This is a genomic window from Nostoc sp. ChiVER01, assembly GCF_034531155.1.
Taxonomy (GTDB): Bacteria; Cyanobacteriota; Cyanobacteriia; order Cyanobacteriales; family Nostocaceae; genus Nostoc.
Window position 1 is genome coordinate 119,230 of sequence record NZ_JAVRBS010000021.1, and the last position, 17,429, is coordinate 136,658.

A 17,429-nucleotide genomic window follows, 5' to 3' on the forward strand; every position below is an offset into this window, starting at 1 on the left:
TATTGAAAGAAAGCTAAAACGTAGCTTAGTTTCTAGGAAAAGTTCAGAAAGAACATTAAATGCCCAGATTAAGGTATCGGTTTTAACTCACACACTTGGTTCAAATTATGGCTTTAATTAAAGAAATTGTCCAAGAAGCTCTAACTATCGGCTATCTGAGTGTTGTAGCCGAAGATCAACTGCGATCGCAACTTCAAAGTAATTATGACTCAGAAGACCTAGATGCCTGGATCATTCTACAGCGAGCTATTGCGGCAGGTGATGTCAAACAAGAGTCGCGCCGAAAAAAAGCTTCTCTCTCTCCTAAAGCCAAAGACGCTTCATCTAGTATCAAACTTGCTTATAAAATGGCAGCCGAGATTGCTTATGCAGCAGCTGTAGCTTTGTCAATGACCAAAAGTACCAAAGATCAGCCTTCACTAGGCGCATGAAATAACACATTACTACGTTATTTACTTAAATCTAGTATTAAAATTTTATACCAAGTAGTTAGTGATGCTTTTCCTAGTTAACTGCTTGGTATGATTTTTAAAGGATTTAATTTTAAACGATGTCTAAGGTCTATTGAGCGTTACATCACCTTAAACTAACCTTAACCAAAAATAATTTAGTTAAGTCTTTCCTCTCCAGTAGGGCAATTTTATTAAGAAATAATTAAAATTCTAGTTCCTTGACGCAGCTATAAAGGAATTTTCGCTCTCAGCCAAGACCTTAGATTGATCCCCGGAATCAATTCTAAAAAAAATATAAATTATTTATTCAAAACTAAATTTTTTTAAGTGATATATGGCACTAAATGATTAAATTTTAATATACCAAGTACATGGCTGAGGGTAAGGCATAGAATTAGAAACACCTTGGTGTAAACTTTAGCAACGAGGTTAAAAGAAATTCTCAATGCTTAACAAAGTCATCGCTTTTTCACAAACTACTGTATAAAGAATTGGCAACATTGGTAAAGAGAGTAAACAATAACCATAGCTAAACTTGGAGTTTTGCCAACCTATGCAGCCAATTCGCACATTTAACGTATCCCCTTCACTACCGCCACGACTCGAACCACTACGGCGGCTAGCATATAACTTGCACTGGGATTGGAACGTTGACACTAAAGATTTATTCCGTCGCTTAGACTCTGACCTGTGGGAGTCTAGCCATCATAACCCGGTGTTAATGTTAGGTACTATCTCTCAATCACGGCTTCTGGAAGTTGTCGAAGATGAAGGCTTCCTAGCGCAAATGGATCGAGCTGACCGTCAGTTAGACGATTATTTGCAAGAGCGTACCTGGTATCAGAAACAACGGGAGCAAAAGCCAAAAGAATGTTACGCCTATTTTTCGGCGGAATTTGGACTTGTAGATTGTTTGCCCGTCTATTCTGGGGGCTTGGGCGTTCTGGCGGGGGATCACCTCAAATCTGCCAGTGACTTAGGGCTACCCCTGGTGGGCGTAGGTTTACTGTATCAGCAAGGCTATTTTGCCCAGTATCTGAATGCCGATGGCTGGCAGCAAGAACGCTACCTGAGCAATGATTTCTACAATATGCCCTTGCATCTAGAGCGTAATGCCGATGGTTCAGAACTGCGGATTGCGGTAGATTATCCAGGACGCAAGGTGTATGCCAGAGTTTGGCGTGTACAGGTAGGAACGGTTCCCCTGTATCTGATGGACACCAACATTGAACCTAACAATGTTTACGACCACGACATTACAGATCAGCTGTATGGTGGCGACATCGATATGCGTATCCACCAGGAAATCATGCTGGGGATCGGTGGTGTGCAAATGCTCAAAGCTTTGGGGCTGAAAGTCACAGCTTACCACATGAATGAAGGCCACGCCGCCTTCTCTGCCCTAGAACGTATCCGCTTGCTGATTCAGGAAGAAGGACTGAATTATCCCCAAGCTAAACAGGTGGTGGCTTCCAGTAATATCTTTACTACCCACACGCCAGTACCAGCAGGGATTGACTTGTTTGCTCCCGAAAAAATGCTGTACTACTTGGGGTACTATGCAGAGATATTTGGGTTGCCCAAAGAGCAATTTTTAGGACTGGGGCGCGAGAATACAGGCGATTTATCTGGGCCTTTCAGTATGGCGGTGCTGGCGCTAAAGATGGCAACATTTTCTAATGGTGTCGCCCAACTGCATGGTGTGGTGTCGCGGCAAATGTTCCAGGGCTTGTGGCAGAAAGTGCCAGTAGAGGAAGTACCGATCGCAGCAATTACTAATGGTGTCCATGCTCGGAGTTGTGTTGCCAAATCTACTCAAGAATTATACGATCGCTACCTGGGGCCAAACTGGTCATCAGCACCACCAGATAGCCCATTGTGGGATCGGATGGACGCCATACCTGATGAGGAATTGTGGCGCAATCACGAACGCTGCCGCTTAGATATGATTTTGTATGTGCGGGATCATTTGGTCAAGCATTTGACCGATCGCGGTGCTTCGGCTTCCGAAATTAGCCAGGCACAAGAAGTTTTAGATCCTTACGCTTTCACCATTGGCTTTGCCCGTCGGTTTGCCACCTACAAACGCGCTACCCTGTGGATGCGTGATTTGGATCGGATTAAGCGGCTTTTACTAGCTAACAAAGACCGGAAAGTGCAATTTGTGATTGCTGGTAAAGCACATCCGAAGGATATTCCTGGTAAAGAACTGATCCGTGAGATCAATCACTTTATCCGCGAACAACATTTAGAAAAGCAGGTAGTGTTTGTTCCCAATTACGACATTCACATCTCCCGGTTAATGGTTGCGGGTTGCGATATTTGGTTAAACACACCGCGTCGTCCACGGGAAGCTTCTGGTACTAGTGGCATGAAAGCTGCAATGAATGGCTTGCCGAATTTAAGTGTACTAGATGGCTGGTGGGATGAAGCTGATTACGTCCGCACAGGCTGGGCGATTGGACATGGAGAAAATTACGACGATCCCAACTACCAGGATGAAGTAGAAGCAAATGCTCTCTACGAATTGTTAGAGAAGGAAGTTGTACCGTTATTTTATGAACATCGGGATACTGATGGTTTGCCCCGTCCGTGGGTTGCCAAAATGAAGGATGCAATTCGGTTGAATTGTCCCTTCTTTAATACAGCGCGGATGGTAGGAGAATATGCACAAAGGGCTTATTTCCCAGCTAGCGATCGCTATCATACCCTGACTGTTGATAACTATGCTCCAGCCAAAGAACTAGCTGCTTGGAAAGAAAAATTGGGCGAACACTGGTTCAACATCAGAATCAAAGATATTGATGTATCGGCAGCTTCAGATATTGAGGTTAACCAAACCGTTGCTGTCAAAGCCAAGGTTGACTTAGCAACTTTAGCGAATGATGATGTGCAGGTGGAGTTATATCAAGGTGCGATCGATGCCAATGGTGATATTGTCAACGCTGTGCCAGTGGTGATGGATTATCAAGGTGAAGATGCACAGCAATTGAGCATTTACACAGGTAATATCACTTATACTGCTTCTGGTTTACAAGGCTTGTCTTTGCGTGTATTGCCGAAGAATCAATACTTAGCTAATCCCTATGAACCAAGGTTGATTGCTTGGGCAGAATAAGAGTGCTGAGTAATTGTTGAATACTCAAGATTAGGCGTTGCTGATTTAAATTTAGCAATGCCTTTTATTATGTGATGCAGTCACGCCCCAAAATAACTATTGCTAGAATGATAAGGAATTATAAGGGAAATGTGATTTGATTGGGATAATCACAAAAGTCAGCTTCTTAAGCAAAATAGGGGATATTCTTTAGAAAAGATCGTTATTATTTTGGCAGGCGACTATGTAGAACGAATCAAACAAGATGATCCAGAACAATTTATTGCTATTGGATATTTGGAAAACACCCTTTTGTCAGTCATTTATAAAGTTCGTTATGATAGTGAAGGGGAATATATTTGGTTAATTACTTATTGGAAAAGTACTAGACGGGAAAGAGAAATCTATGAACAATATTTCTATTAAAGAACTTGAGGATAAAATTGAGGACGGAGAGGAAGTCATTGATCGTTATTTTGACTCCACGACAACAAGAGTCGGAACACCTCGTCAAATGACTTCACGAAGACGACAGGATATAGTCACAACAAACCTTGAAATTCCTAGTCTGATGCTCAACGAACTGGACAAAATGGCAACCGAACTCAATATTAGTCGTCAAGCTGTGATTAAAATGATGCTAAGACGCGCTCTTGATGAACACTATCTGGCCAAGAACCAGATTAAATCATAAATTTGATTGCGTAGCTTGCCGCACTAAGCATCGGTTCTTGCGTGTGCTGTTACCCAACCCAAATTCCTCAAATTTCACTCTGTAAACTCCATGTTTTGAACAGGAAAATCAAGCAATAAAGAAGATTGTTTGAAAAGTATTATGTTTAACATCAAAATATATGATACATAAGACGAAGTATTGCTGATTTCAGTTTAGCAGCGCCTTTTATATCAAACATTTTCAGGTAGAAAATTAATATTTAGGATCTGTTCTAAGGTATAAGTACAAGATTGAGGTAAGTTATCTAGTTTGCCTTCAGTTTTATCAATTACATATCCTAATGCATCATCATAAATTGATGCTAATTCATTTTCTAAGTATTGATATAAATTCGTTGTCAAGTTACGTTTTAATTGATTCCTAAAACTTCTGATTTCTGCTTTCCAATGTCCAGAATTAAATTGAGATTCTTGCGTCCAATATTGCAACAATAAAAGATGTCTAATAATTTGTTCTAATAAACTAGCGACCTTGGCTTTGTCTCTACGGCCCAAGTTTTCTAGCTCCTCTATTAAATTTTCTAAATCTAATTCTTTTAAATGGTTAGCTTTTAATAGTTTGATTGTTTCCTCTAACCAGAGATGATCATCAATTTCATAAAGCTCTTTTAAACTCAAGTTGGAACTAACTCCTTGCATAAAACCTCTTTGAGTTAAATCTTACGAGATTACAATTTTAGGCTAACATTCTTTGGGGGATCACAATGTAGCCAGTGGTGCGATCGCCTAATACTAAGTTACGTTGTTCTCCCCAATACCACCAGTATGCAGCAACGTAAGCGCAAATTAGGCTATCTAGTTTATCTTCGGTTGCTTTGAGGGCTGCGCCTGTGGTGGGGATTTCTGAAGTAAACGAACCGCAGAGGCGCCAAGAACGCAGAGGAGGAGAAAGAGAGGGGAGGATATTGAGAAGATAATTTTGGAGTTTGATTAGTTCTAGGCGACGCTCATTGAGTCGTCCTTTTTTGTATTTGAGGATGCGTTCTAAGTTGAATAGGTTAACCATCGCCGGGTGGGGAAAGACTTCTATTTGATATCTGCTGAGTTTTTGCGGTTCTATGGTGGGTGCATGTGCAAAACCGCGTGATTCTAACTCTAAGCCAAAGTTGATGGTGCGATCGGCGAAGGGTAGGTTTTGATTAGCTGGGTAGCATCCTGCATGATATTTACCAAAGTATTTGTGGCTGAGTTTATCAGGGAGGCGGCTTCCAGTGAGGTTGGGTATGAGAGTAGGTGCATCTACGGCAATAATGGCTGGTTCGTCTGGTTGGACACTTTGATCAATCCAGGTGAGGATGTCTGCAATGGCTTCTTTACGATCTAGATCAAGTAGTTGCAGTTGTCCATCTATCCATTCTAAGCAGCATAGTCCACTTGGTTGAGATTTCCAGCCTAAATCAATGCCAATAAATTTCATTGTCATAACACGAATTTGCAATTATTTTCGCATTTCGTGGCAACGATTCACCTAAATTTACTTACTAAAAATTGTGAAAAATAATCTTATAATCTTAAATAGCTTGTCTTAATTTATTTTATCTGGCAATAAATTAATCAAGATTATTCCAATGAAAGTTTTATTTTTACATCCCAATTTTCCCTCGCAATTTCGTAATCTAGCGACAGTTTTAGGTAAAGATCCTAATTGTCAAGTCGTCTTTGGAACAAATCGTCGTGAAGGCGAAATACCTGGCGTTTTTAAAGCTATTTACACTCCTTCTCGTGAAGCTGCTCCCCAAACCCACCATTACGTTCGCAACCTGGAAAATGCTGTTCTCACGGCGCAGGCTGTCTATCGCGTATCAGAAAAATTGAAAGCTGAGGGTTTTGTTCCAGATATCGTTTATGGTCATTCTGGTTGGGGCCCAACTTTATTTATGAAAGATATTTTCCCTAAAGCAGAATTATTATGTTATTTTGAGTGGTTTTACCATGCTCACGGTTCCGATGCAGATTTTGATCCCAATGAACCATTGAATGCTGATGATGAATGCCGCATTAGGGTCAAAAATGCGCCGATTTTGACTGATTTATATAGCTGCGATCGCGGTCTTTCTCCAACTAACTGGCAGCGTCAGCAATTTCCCAAAGAATATCATAGCAAACTTACTGTAATTCATGATGGTGTTGATACCAAATATTTTGTTCCCAAACCAGGCGCAAAGTTAGTTTTACCAAGAATAAATCTCGACCTTTCTCATGTGGAAGAGTTAGTAACTTATGTGGGACGGGGGATGGAACCTTATAGAGGTTTTCCGCAATTTATGGAAACGGTGGCGTTAATTCAGCAGCGAAGACCTAAGTGCCATGTTGTAGTTGTGGGAGAAGATAGGGTGGCTTATGGGAAGAATCTTCCTGATGGGCAGACTTATAAACAATTAATGTTAGAAAAATTAGAATCATCTTTAGATTTATCGAGGCTGCACTTTACAGATAGACTTCCTTACAATGAGTATCTTCAGGTTTTGCAAGCTTCTTCTGCTCATGTTTATTTAACTCGTCCTTTTGTTTTATCGTGGTCAATGTTGGAAGTAATGGCAGCAGGATGTTTACTAATAGCTTCTAAGACTGCGCCAGTATTGGAAGTCGTACAGGATGGGGTAAATGGACTGCTGGTAGATTTCTTTTCTCCCCATAATATTGCTAATAGGGTTGAAGAGGCGCTGAATAATCCTCAAGAAATGCAAGCAATTCGTGCGAATGCGCGAGAGACAATTATCAAGCGTTATGATTTGGCAAAACTGTTACCACAGCATTTGCAATGGATGTTCGCTGGTAAAAATTCTAATAGTTTGAAAAAGCGTCCAACTTCTAAAGGATTTGGCAGAAATTAGATAATATTAGTTATTAGTCATTAATCTCTTGCATCAATATTTTTTGCCTCAAGAAAAAATGCAAATAAAAACCAATACGGTTCAGTTAAGGCTAAAACTCTTTGTCAAACTCAATTTTTTTAACGTAGACGCTTCTCTACGAGACGCTACGCGAACGGCTTGCCGCAGGCTACCGCCAAGGACGCCAAGGCGCAGAGAGAAGAAAGAAATGCTTAACTGAACTGTATTGAAATAAAAACCTGAAAATAACGACTGTAATAAGGGACTTCCAGAAAATAAATTATCCAATTTACTCAGATCATATTTTTCTTTCTCCCCCAGCAAGAACTGCTCCCTGCCCCCCTGCCTACACCACGATAGAATATTTTTTTAGTTGGAAGTCCCTAAGTATATTAATATTAGTTGTTGGTCAATAATAAATGACAAATGACAAATGACAGAGAGCAATATTTAAAATGCGAATTATTTTTACTATTGCCCATTTTTTCAAACCTAGTGGTGAGGGTCGTCATGCTTCCCAACGCAAAGATCCGAAACCACGTTTGCAGGCGTTAACTAATAGCCTTACCGCCTTATACCAATTATTTGGTAAATCTCAAAGTATTATTAACATCGCTCAACGAATAGCTTTTCCTGCTAACCAGCCGCAATCGCACGAATTAGATATTGTTATTTGTACAACCCAAGATAATCATCTTTTAAATCAGCTTCCCTTACCATCCCATCTATATAAGCATCATTCTACTAATGTAGAACCTTTGCTTTTGGGGTTTGAATGCCAAGCGGTTCTGCAAAGTTGTCTTGGTCAGTATGATTATTACTGCTTTTTGGAAGATGACTTAATTATCCATGATCCTTGGTTTTTTATAAAATTAAATTGGTTTACTCAACAAGCGGGTGATTTAAATTTGCTCCAGCCAAATCGTTATGAAATCTCCCCTTCCGGTTTGGTTCATAAAGCTTACATTGATGGGAATTTGGCTTTGCGAGTAACTGCTCCCTTTCAAAATGTACAGGAGCAACCGGAACTCAAGGGTACAATTATGAATGCACCAGTTATCTTTTGTCGTGCCCTCAATCCTCATGCAGGCTGCTATTTTTTGAATGCAAATCAGATGACTTATTGGGCTAATCAACCTTATTTTCTCGACCGAGATATTAGCTTTGTTGGGCCCTTAGAAAGTGCTGCCACCTTGGGAATTATGAAGACATTTCGGATTTATAAAAATTCACCTGATCAAGCAAGTTTTTTGGAGATTCAGCACTCTGGAACTGGATTTATAGGGTTAATTGGAGGACAGGTGAGTTTAGCAGAAAGGTAAATCGAATTTAAGAGTTTGGTTTTTGTGAGCAAAATTAATGCGATCGCTATTTATAAAACAGATTAGCGATCGCTCAACAATCAACTAATCTTAAATTCTCACTAATGGTTTTTCAACAGGGGTAGGCGTAGTCAGGGGATCAAATCCTAACTGCTCAGTAATGCGCTCTCTAGCTAAAAGGCGGTATTCCCAAAAATGCTCACCAGCAGCACATAAACCCAAATACATATTCACGAATTGCGGCTTGGTGCGAATAATAGCCCAAAGCTGTTGCCAAAATTGACCCCGAATTTCCCGCCGTTGCCAACCTTGTCGCCACAGTAAGTGTACAAGTAGTCGCAGTCCTTTACCAGGAGGAAAATACATTGTCTGCTGTAGTTGGGGATTAGGTGTAATCTTAAGGCACTGTTCAAAACAACGTCGGAGATAGTTTTTGGGTTCGTACATTCTCCAAATTGCCTCTAGATATTCTTTAGCAACTTCAGCCATCGGCCGAGTAGGAACAAAATTCATCAAGGAATTCTGATCCCCCACTTCCGTACCTCCAAATCCTTCTAATAATCGCTCCTCTCGTTTTAGTCTTTCCCAGAGAGCAGTATTGGGAATAGCTTGCAGTATACCTAGCATCGGTTGAGGAATGCTGGTTTCTTCAATAAAAGCTTGAATTCGCTCTCCAGCGCCAGCCTTTTCTCCATCAAAACCAATGATGAATCCTGCATAGATTAACAATCCGGCTTGATTTATGGTACGACAGGCTTCTAACAGAGGATTGCGGGTATTTTGAAACTTACGAGTGACTTGCAGGCTGTCTTGATCTGGTGTTTCAATACCCAAAAAGACTGAATAGAAGCCAGCTTTAGCCATTAGTTCTAATAGCTCAGGATCTTCTGCTAGGTTGACGGAAGCTTCTGTCAGGAAGGTGAAGGGATAATTACGTTCCTGCATCCACGGAATTAATGCTTGTAATAGGCGTTTAACGTTGCGTTTATTACCAATGAAATTATCATCCACTACAAACAGAGATCCACGCCAGCCTAAATCATAGAGGGTTTGGAGTTCTGCTAGGGTTTGACTGGGTTCTTTAGTGCGTGGTTTGCGGCCATATAAATTGATGATGTCACAGAATTCGCATTCAAAAGGACAACCGCGAGAAAACTGGATTGCCATCATTAAGTAATCATCTCGCTTGAGTAAATCAAAGCAAGGGATGGGGCTTTGGGTTACATCTGGTTTTTCCAGGGCGCGGAAGGTTCCTTGTTCTTCACCTTTAGCGATCGCATCTAAAAATTGCGGAACTGTAATCTCCCCTTCATCTAAAATCAAATAGTTAGCTCCTGCTTTTTGGGCAGGTTCTGGTACTGAGGTTGGATAAGGGCCACCCACAGCAACTTTTTTCCCTAGTTGTGCTGCTTTATGAATTTGGGCAAGAAAGTCTTCTTTTTGTGCAAGCATGGCAGAAAGAATTACTATGTCGCACCATTGCCAATCAGCATCCGTTTCTTGATTAACATTGCGGTCATAAAACCGAACTTCCCAGTCTGTTGGTAGCATCGCAGCAACAGTCAGAATTCCTAACGGCGGAATAAATGCCTTAAGTCCCGCTATTTTCATGAATTCGTCGTAAGACCAAAAGGTTTTGGGAAAACGAGGGTAAAGTAAGAGTACTTTCATTGCTGTAGTCCTCTAATTAAATTTTGTTTAGAAAATTTTTACTTTTGATAAATCTGTGTTTTAGATGTTCATTGCAGAGATGATGCTAATAGCCCACTAGTCTGAGCCAAAGAATTAACTCATAATTTCGAGGTTACTGCTACTTTCTCGGAAAAAAATTTAAATTTTGTCTATTTTTGTAATCAAGAGTACATAAACTGCTTTGATGAAGAGAAAAAGCTTTAGTTATAGCGTTTTGCAGTTTAGTCTTTCTATTATCGTGTTATGTAAACGCAACCTTTCACAATGGCATTGCATCAACTAACAATGCCATTGCACCGATTTTTTATTTTACAACGGACTACAGTCAAGCTTTACAATATCCACCCTAAAACCTGGATTTATTACTTGTGAGAAATCCAAGGAGTGTAGGGGTGTGGGAGGATACATAATTATACTTTCGTAGCTTCTCACCCTATGCGTGATAAATTCGGGTAAAAGCTGTCTTACCACACAAACTTGTCGTTTTCCTTTGTGAAGAATTGGAGTTGAGTTAAAATCTCTCATTCCACAACGGCGATTTGACCTGGAAAATGTCAAAATTAAATGAGTTTTGCGTAGGCGGAAAGCAATTTGTCGCCAGACATCGCCACTTTACTAGCGCGGATTTGAGATAAATAACTTGAAATTTATGGGCAAGCAACGTGTTCTTTCTGGAGTTCAACCAACCGGCAATTACCATCTAGGTAACTATTTGGGAGCCATTCGCAACTGGGTAGAAGGTCAGAGCGAATACGAAAATTACCTCTTTGTGGCTGATTTGCACGCGATTACAGTGCCACATGACCCAAAACAATTGGCAGCTGATACCTACACCCTTGCTGCTCTCTATCTAGCTTGTGGTCTTGATTTAAATCACTCTACCATCTTTGTACAATCACACGTTTCGGCTCACAGTGAACTCACCTGGTTGCTCAACTGCATTACACCTCTAAACTGGCTGCAAGATATGATCCAGTTTAAAGAAAAGGCTGTAAAACAGGGAGAAAATGTGAGTGCAGGCTTATTGGATTACCCTGTACTGATGTCAGCCGATATTTTGCTTTACCAAGCTGATAAAGTGCCAGTGGGTGAAGACCAAAAGCAACACTTGGAGTTAACACGGGATATTGCAGCTCGATTAAATCACCAATTTGGTAAACCAGAGCAACCAGTTTTAAAGTTACCAGACCCTTTGATTCGCAAGGAAGGGGCAAGGGTGATGAGTTTGGCAGATGGTACACGCAAAATGTCGAAGTCTGATCCTTCTGAGTTAAGCCGAATCAATCTGCTAGATTCACCAGAACAGATTCAATACAAAATTAAGCGTTGCAAAACCGATCCGATTCGTGGACTGACTTTTGATGATCCAGCGCGTCCAGAGTGTAATAATTTGTTAACGCTGTATACATTGCTTTCTGGTAAAACGAAGGAAGATGTTGCCGTTGAGTGTCAGGATATGGGTTGGGGACAATTTAAGCCATTATTGACGGACACGATAATTGAGGCTCTGAAACCAATTCAAGAAAAATATCAGTCGATAACGGCGGATAAAAGCTATTTGGAGTCTGTGTTGCGGGATGGAGGGGAAAAAGCTAGAGCGATCGCAAATCAAACTTTATCACAAGTCAAAACTGCTTTAGGCTATTCGCTTCCTCTATAATTTGTCCCTTTTCGGTGTGATTGGCTATACCATTTAAGAAATTGAAACTCTTAATTTTATGCATCACACCCATAGCCCCACAGCTTTTCAGAGAGCTGTACAAGCAGGTGAATTTCTAATTACCGCCGAGGTAGCACCGCCGAAAGGGGGAGATCCAGCGCACATGATTCAAATGGCGGCGACTCTTAAGGGAAGGGTTCATGCTGTCAATATTACTGATGGTAGCCGCGCAGTGTTACGGATGTCTTCGTTAATGGCATCGGTGATTTTGTCACAAAACGGTATAGAACCGATTTGTCAAATTGCTTGCCGCGATCGCAACCGTATTAGTTTACAAGCTGATTTGATGGGCGCTCATGCTTTGGGTATCCGTAATATTTTAGCTTTGACTGGCGACCCAGTAAAAGCAGGCGATCATCCTGATGCCAAAGCAGTATTTGACTTAGAAGCTGTGCGACTGCTGCAACTGATTCGGAAGATGAATCAAGGCGTTGATTGCAACGAGAAACCCTTGACTGATGGAGCGTTAGATTTATTTGTTGGTGCAGCAGTAGATCCGCAATGTAAAAGTTGGTCGGGTTTGCAAAGTCGATTTGAACGCAAAATCGAAGCTGGAGCGCAGTTTTTTCAAAGTCAGTTAATTACCGATTTTGAGCGGTTAGAAAAGTTCATGGATACTATTGCCTCTGGTTATAAAAAACCAATTTTGGCAGGAATTTTTCTGTTGAAATCGGCAAAAAATGCTCAGTTTATTAATAGATGTGTTCCGGGTGTAAATATTCCCCAACATATTATTGATAGATTGGCAAAAGCCAAAGATCCTATTGAAGAAGGGATGAAAATTGCCGCCGAGCAAGTGCAGATAGCGCGGCAATTATGTCAGGGTGTCCACATGATGGCGGTGAAGAGAGAAGATGCGATCGCGCCAATTTTAGATTTGGCTAGGATTGCTCCAGTTAATCAGTTGGTATCTAAGTAAAGCAGATAACTAATCTTTTATTAAAGCAGATGGGAACAGCCATCTGCTTTTTTATGGTGAAACAGATGTATCTACACTATATACCCCGAAACAGCTACAGGATAAACAATATAGCAATTTGTGGTAAAACAATTAGAGCCTTCAAAAGTAATAATAAAAAACACAATGACAATACTGCCGCAATATAACTGTTCACATCTAAAGCAGGAACTAGATAGATTTTTGCGTCAACCATTGCAAAAAACTTTCTGGGGAATTATTTGTTTAATAGTTCTGTTTGGTGTAGGTTTGTTGTCTGTAAATGCAGTACAGCCATTACGCAAGCCTGACCTGTGGCAAGTTTATCAACAGTCGCTTAAGTCAGCCAAATATGTTGACTTGACTCATGTGATCGCTCCAGCAATTCCTGTATGGTCAGGTTTTGGTGCATCAAAATTTGCGCCTGCCATCAATCCAAAAACGGGTGAGCCATACACTTACCAAAAGGATGGATTTGAAGCAACTCATTACAATTTATCCACCGATCAGCTAGGAACCCAACTAGATCCACCTGCTCACTGGAACCCTGACTATCCAGCTATTGATGAATTGCCAGCGACATTTGCTGTTCGTCCTTTAGTAATAATTCCGATCCAGGATAAAGTTGTCAAAGACCCCAATTACCACCTGAGTGTCAAAGATATTCAAGATTGGGAACGCAAATATGGCAGGATTCCTCAAGGCTCAGTTGTGTTTGTTCGCTCTGACTGGTCTAAAGAATGGCCAAACCCCGAACTAGCTACAAGAACTAAGTTTCCTGGTGTGAAGCTAGAAGCTTTGCAATTTCTACACCTTGAGCGCCACATTCTTTTTCACGGACACGAACCCCTGGATACAGATAGCACCCCAACACTAGAAGGAGAAGCTTGGCTGTTAGAAAATGGATATACCCAAGCAGAGGGTGTTGCAAATCTAGATCGTGTGCCAGAAACAGGTGCGTTGATCTCTATTGGGTATCCCAAATTCAAAGGTGGTTTAGGAGGTTATGCACGTTACATTGCTATCTGTCCACCAGATTGGAAATATGGCGTTTCAGTAGGTCAAATGCCAGAGTCTCCTCTACAAAAAGTAGGTAAACCCTTGCACTGGGATACAAAATTGGGTGTAAGGGTGCGCTGAGATGAAACAATTGATTTATTGATTCCTTATATCTAATTAGGGGGCTTTGGGTTTAATGAACTTAAGGGTCATGCGATCGCTCTCTCCAATGGTAAGGAAGCGTTGCCTGTCCTTTTGACCTTGGCTTAAGGTTGGAGGTAGTGTCCAAACTCCGCCCGGATAGTCTTTGGTATCCTTTGGGTTGGCGTTAATTTCTGATTTGCCTACCAATTTGAAGCCAGCCTTCTCCACAGCAGCAATTACCCCATCTTCAGACATATAGCCAGTTTTAATACTCTCTTGTAAAGAAGTCCCCTTCAGGGCGCGGTGTTCTTCCACTCCCAGAATACCTCCTGGCTTGAGTGCTTTATAAGCCGCCGCATAAACTTGCTCGGCATAGCCAGCTTTAACCCAGTTGTGAATATTGCGGAAGGTAACAACTAGGTCTACAGAATTGTCTGGTGCTAGGGTCAATTCATTTGGGGAATTAATTTGGGCTACTTTGACCTTACCAAAAACCTCTGGATTAGCTGCTAGTTTTTCTTGGAAAGCCAAAGCCGATTTACTCGCGTCAGCGAAGTTAGTAACTATGAGTTGTCCCTTGGGCGCTAAAAATGGGGCTAATATCTCGGTATACCAGCCACCTCCCGGCCACAATTCAACTACGGTCATATTTGGGCGCAGACCGAAGAATTCCAAAGTCTGGATTGGGTGGCGGTACTTGTCTCGGAGGCGATTCTGCTCTGAACGATGACTGCTGGTGAGTATGGTTTGAAGCGTATTTGTACTGTTGAATGTCGCTTTTTCGCTCTCGTTGGCTAGAACATTAAGGGGCATTACAGATACCGATAGGAGGAAAACTAGAGTCAGGGCTTTCAGTAAGCCTTGGCGGGGCCTGAGATTTTGTGTAAATTTCATAGCTGTTATTTTGACTTTCCGCTTCAGCATAGAGCAAATAGCGTTCTTATAAATGGGTGCGATGGCGTACCCGTCCGCTATAGGCATTGCTCTCTGCTCTCCCGTTTTCCTCTCTACAAAACCCTAAACGCAAACGCACTCTTTCAAACTTGTTCTTTATTAGTCTTTATTAGTAAATAAAATGCGTTTGTCCTGGTGTCTAATGTAATTAGCAAGTGCGATCGCCTCTTTTATATTTAGCAGAAGCGATGTTTACGACGGGCTACGCCTACGCACTTAAAACCTGGGTTACATTTTACCGTGTTGCAGCACTTGTTGTAGATGTTGGCGAATCTCTTGTGCGTGTTCAATATCAGATTGCCGCAATTTTTGGAACAACTCTACACATGGCTGAGAACCTACTTGTTCTGCATCTTTAATGTAGGTATCATAAGCTTTAACGGCTTCAGCCTTGTTGTGCAAAACGGTGACAAAATCATACTCCAAGTCGCTAATCGCTTGTTGAGATTGTCCGTTACCTGTATTTGTAGTCATTGCTTAACCCTCTTTGAGAATTTCTAATTAACTTATACTCACCCTAAAAGAGGGATTCATCTTCCAAAAAGAGTATATTTCAATACGTCGGAAGTTCCTTGTAAAAGTAAGTTATGGCATTTTAGATTTTAGATGCATCTAAATTTCCTGATACAGCCCCAAGCAAAGGAGTGGAGAGTAAAAAAATGCTTTTTCCCCACTCCCCACTCCCCATTTGTCATAACAATTTATCCAAGCGGTTGATTCTCATCACATTGACGTGAATACTGGAATTCCAATTCATTTTGCCGTTCCCTACCTCCTCTATAAACAACCGGACAAAGCTTAGTGTTAGCACTCATACAATCCATGTGTGGCGTCTTAGCGCAGACTACGAGTAGTCCACCCAGAACAAACAACAAACCACAAATTGCAAGCGTATTAACCCAAGAAATTTCCAGCGCTCCGTGAACTACTATTTCTCGCAGTAGAGATACAATTGTTACCTCAACTGCCACTCCCACAGAAATACTATGTTCTTGCAAATACACCATTAATAGTCGGAATAACTCGACTAAAATCAACACAAATAGTATTTTTGCAGTCACATGTTTATAGTCTAGTGGCTGCGTGATGGCGATCGCTATCCCCCACAATTGGATCAGCATGACGGCGAACAATCCCAAACACAAGACAATCACAATTAAGTCTTGAAAGGCTTCCATGTTGCGAACAATTGAGTGCCGATCAAGCCAGCGATCGCTAAATAAAAATCGACTTTTCTGGCGCTTTTGCATGTACATTTTCCAATCGGGACAACTTCAGACAACACCAGCGAGTCAACCCAATAGTTTTATGTTATGCAATATTAAGTTTTTGCGCCTCAGCGAGGTTTGTAATTTAAATTTTGTGCTTGTTGCAACAATTGCTCGGCATTTTTTGCCCACTGAGGATTTTTCTGAGCATTATATAAATCTCTAGCAAATTGCAATACTTGTACTGCATCTCCATATTGCTGTAACTGCATAAAAGCTAACCCTGCACCATAATAAGCATTGGGATAGTTAGAGTTAGCTTCGGCTGATTTTCTAAAAGCCTCTAATGCCTCTTGTGATTTGCGTTGCCCAAACCAAATTGAGCCGAGATTGTAGTAAGCTTCAGGATACTTCGGATTAATTTTTACTGCCTGATTAAAAGCATCTTTGGCTTGATCAAGTTTGCCTTGTTGGAGATAACACATCCCTATATGATAAGGAGGCTCTGGTGCATTTTTGCTATATTCTATAGCTTTTTTAAAAGATGCGATCGCTTTCTCACAATTTCCTTGCTGTTCTCTTACCAACCCCAGGTTATAGTGGGCAAATCCCAGTTTGGGATCGAGTTCTAGGGAGCGTTGCAAGTAATCGTTAGCTAACTGTAAATTATTCCCTTCTAACAACGCACCACCTAAATTCGCAAAAGCCGGAGCAAACTTAGGATCGGCTTGGGTCGCTCGATAAAATGCATCCGCAGAGGGTTGTAATTGTCCCGTTTGTCGCAATGCCAGCCCTAGATTATAGTGTGCTGGTGCTAATGTCGGATCTAATTTAGCTGCTTGTTTGAAGGCTGCGATCGCATCTTGTACCTTTCCCACTTGAATTGCTTGTAAACCTTGATTTAACCAGTCTATAGCAGTTTTACCATTAGCTTGTGCCAGCTTTAAGGAGATAGGAGCAGATAGAGAAACAGAGGCAAAGGAAATGCTAACAAGCAGCATCAAACTTACTAACCCGGCTATGCGATATTTAAAGAATGATTTTCCCATTGATTTTCTGACTTGCAACATTTTCGGTTAAATTTACTTTATAAAAACTTTTTTACAAAAATTTTTATTTTGCCATAAAAGCCTAGTTTTGTTAAGTTCTATTAAGCCAAATCTTACGACAGACTACAATTTTTTTAAATTTAGATTAAAAGGAGCATAATAACAAATTAAAGAAGGGGTAATTTTGACTCCAGAGAAGCATTTTTTCTCAGATAGAATTCAGGAGTCAGGAGCCAGAATTCAGAATGAATTCTGTACGACTGGCAAAGAAATAAATCAGTTTAAG

General features: G+C 41.0%; 16 protein-coding genes. 9 read left to right on the forward strand and 7 right to left on the reverse strand.

What is annotated here, in order from left to right; translation table 11 throughout:
* Positions 1–107: 107 nt before the first annotated feature.
* The 4 genes from RMY00_RS24605 to brnA all read left to right on the forward strand — a co-directional run bounded on the left by RMY00_RS24605 (position 108) and on the right by brnA (position 4,243).
* Positions 108–431 carry a hypothetical protein gene (locus tag RMY00_RS24605; protein ID WP_322650053.1) on the forward strand — a complete coding sequence of 108 codons (324 nt, stop codon included), beginning with the start codon at positions 108–110 and terminating at the stop codon, positions 429–431.
* A gap of 574 nt (positions 432–1,005) precedes the next feature.
* The gene (gene glgP, locus RMY00_RS24610; RefSeq protein ID WP_322650054.1) at positions 1,006–3,570 is read left to right on the forward strand and encodes an alpha-glucan family phosphorylase; all 2,565 of its coding nucleotides are present in this window, start codon (positions 1,006–1,008) and stop codon (positions 3,568–3,570) included.
* Between the two features lie 210 nt (positions 3,571–3,780).
* A complete protein-coding gene (locus RMY00_RS24615) occupies positions 3,781–3,975 on the forward strand; it encodes a hypothetical protein (protein ID WP_322650055.1) in 195 nt (64 codons plus the stop codon).
* Positions 3,956–4,243 carry a type II toxin-antitoxin system BrnA family antitoxin gene (brnA, locus tag RMY00_RS24620; RefSeq protein WP_322650056.1) on the forward strand — a complete coding sequence of 96 codons (288 nt, stop codon included), beginning with the start codon at positions 3,956–3,958 and terminating at the stop codon, positions 4,241–4,243. The genes RMY00_RS24615 and brnA overlap by 20 nt, the downstream gene beginning before the upstream one ends.
* 212 nt (positions 4,244–4,455) lie before the next feature.
* Here the strand turns inward: brnA and RMY00_RS24625 are convergent, their stop codons facing one another.
* Positions 4,456–4,923 carry a DUF29 domain-containing protein gene (locus RMY00_RS24625; RefSeq protein WP_322650057.1) on the reverse strand — a complete coding sequence of 156 codons (468 nt, stop codon included), beginning with the start codon at positions 4,921–4,923 and terminating at the stop codon, positions 4,456–4,458.
* Positions 4,924–4,960: 37 nt separating this feature from the next.
* Complete coding sequence (locus RMY00_RS24630) at positions 4,961–5,701, reverse strand: DUF429 domain-containing protein (RefSeq protein ID WP_322650079.1); 741 nt, start codon at positions 5,699–5,701, stop codon at positions 4,961–4,963.
* 151 nt (positions 5,702–5,852) lie between these two features.
* On the opposite strand from RMY00_RS24630, the gene RMY00_RS24635 reads away from it, so the two are divergent.
* The gene (locus tag RMY00_RS24635; protein ID WP_322650058.1) at positions 5,853–7,118 is read left to right on the forward strand and encodes a glycosyltransferase family 4 protein; all 1,266 of its coding nucleotides are present in this window, start codon (positions 5,853–5,855) and stop codon (positions 7,116–7,118) included.
* Positions 7,119–7,573: 455 nt separating this feature from the next.
* Complete coding sequence (locus tag RMY00_RS24640) at positions 7,574–8,440, forward strand: calcium-binding protein (RefSeq protein WP_322650059.1); 867 nt, start codon at positions 7,574–7,576, stop codon at positions 8,438–8,440.
* Positions 8,441–8,530: 90 nt separating this feature from the next.
* Here the strand turns inward: RMY00_RS24640 and RMY00_RS24645 are convergent, their stop codons facing one another.
* Positions 8,531–10,111 (reverse strand): B12-binding domain-containing radical SAM protein, encoded by a 1,581-nt coding sequence (locus tag RMY00_RS24645; RefSeq protein ID WP_322650060.1) that lies wholly within the window; start codon positions 10,109–10,111, stop codon positions 8,531–8,533.
* A 670-nt stretch (positions 10,112–10,781) separates the two neighbouring features.
* Between RMY00_RS24645 and trpS the strand changes: the two genes are divergently transcribed.
* The 3 genes from trpS to RMY00_RS24660 all read left to right on the forward strand — a co-directional run bounded on the left by trpS (position 10,782) and on the right by RMY00_RS24660 (position 13,929).
* Positions 10,782–11,792 (forward strand): tryptophan--tRNA ligase, encoded by a 1,011-nt coding sequence (gene trpS / locus RMY00_RS24650; RefSeq protein WP_322650061.1) that lies wholly within the window; start codon positions 10,782–10,784, stop codon positions 11,790–11,792.
* A gap of 58 nt (positions 11,793–11,850) precedes the next feature.
* Entirely contained in the window at positions 11,851–12,771 is a 921-nt protein-coding gene (locus RMY00_RS24655; RefSeq protein WP_322650062.1) for a methylenetetrahydrofolate reductase, read from the forward strand.
* 165 nt (positions 12,772–12,936) lie between these two features.
* Positions 12,937–13,929, forward strand: coding sequence for a cyclase family protein (locus tag RMY00_RS24660; protein WP_322650063.1), 993 nt, complete (start codon positions 12,937–12,939; stop codon positions 13,927–13,929).
* A 36-nt stretch (positions 13,930–13,965) separates the two neighbouring features.
* Here RMY00_RS24660 and RMY00_RS24665 read toward each other — a convergent pair whose 3' ends face one another.
* The 4 genes from RMY00_RS24665 to RMY00_RS24680 all read right to left on the reverse strand — a co-directional run bounded on the left by RMY00_RS24665 (position 13,966) and on the right by RMY00_RS24680 (position 17,143).
* Positions 13,966–14,826, reverse strand: coding sequence for a class I SAM-dependent methyltransferase (locus RMY00_RS24665; protein ID WP_322650064.1), 861 nt, complete (start codon positions 14,824–14,826; stop codon positions 13,966–13,968).
* A gap of 288 nt (positions 14,827–15,114) precedes the next feature.
* A complete protein-coding gene (locus RMY00_RS24670; RefSeq protein WP_322650065.1) occupies positions 15,115–15,360 on the reverse strand; it encodes a hypothetical protein in 246 nt (81 codons plus the stop codon).
* A gap of 227 nt (positions 15,361–15,587) precedes the next feature.
* Positions 15,588–16,142: a phosphate-starvation-inducible PsiE family protein gene (locus tag RMY00_RS24675; protein ID WP_322650066.1), complete on the reverse strand. Its 555-nt coding sequence runs from the start codon at positions 16,140–16,142 to the stop codon at positions 15,588–15,590.
* An 80-nt stretch (positions 16,143–16,222) separates the two neighbouring features.
* Positions 16,223–17,143: a tetratricopeptide repeat protein gene (locus RMY00_RS24680; RefSeq protein WP_322650080.1), complete on the reverse strand. Its 921-nt coding sequence runs from the start codon at positions 17,141–17,143 to the stop codon at positions 16,223–16,225.
* Positions 17,144–17,429: the final 286 nt, after the last annotated feature.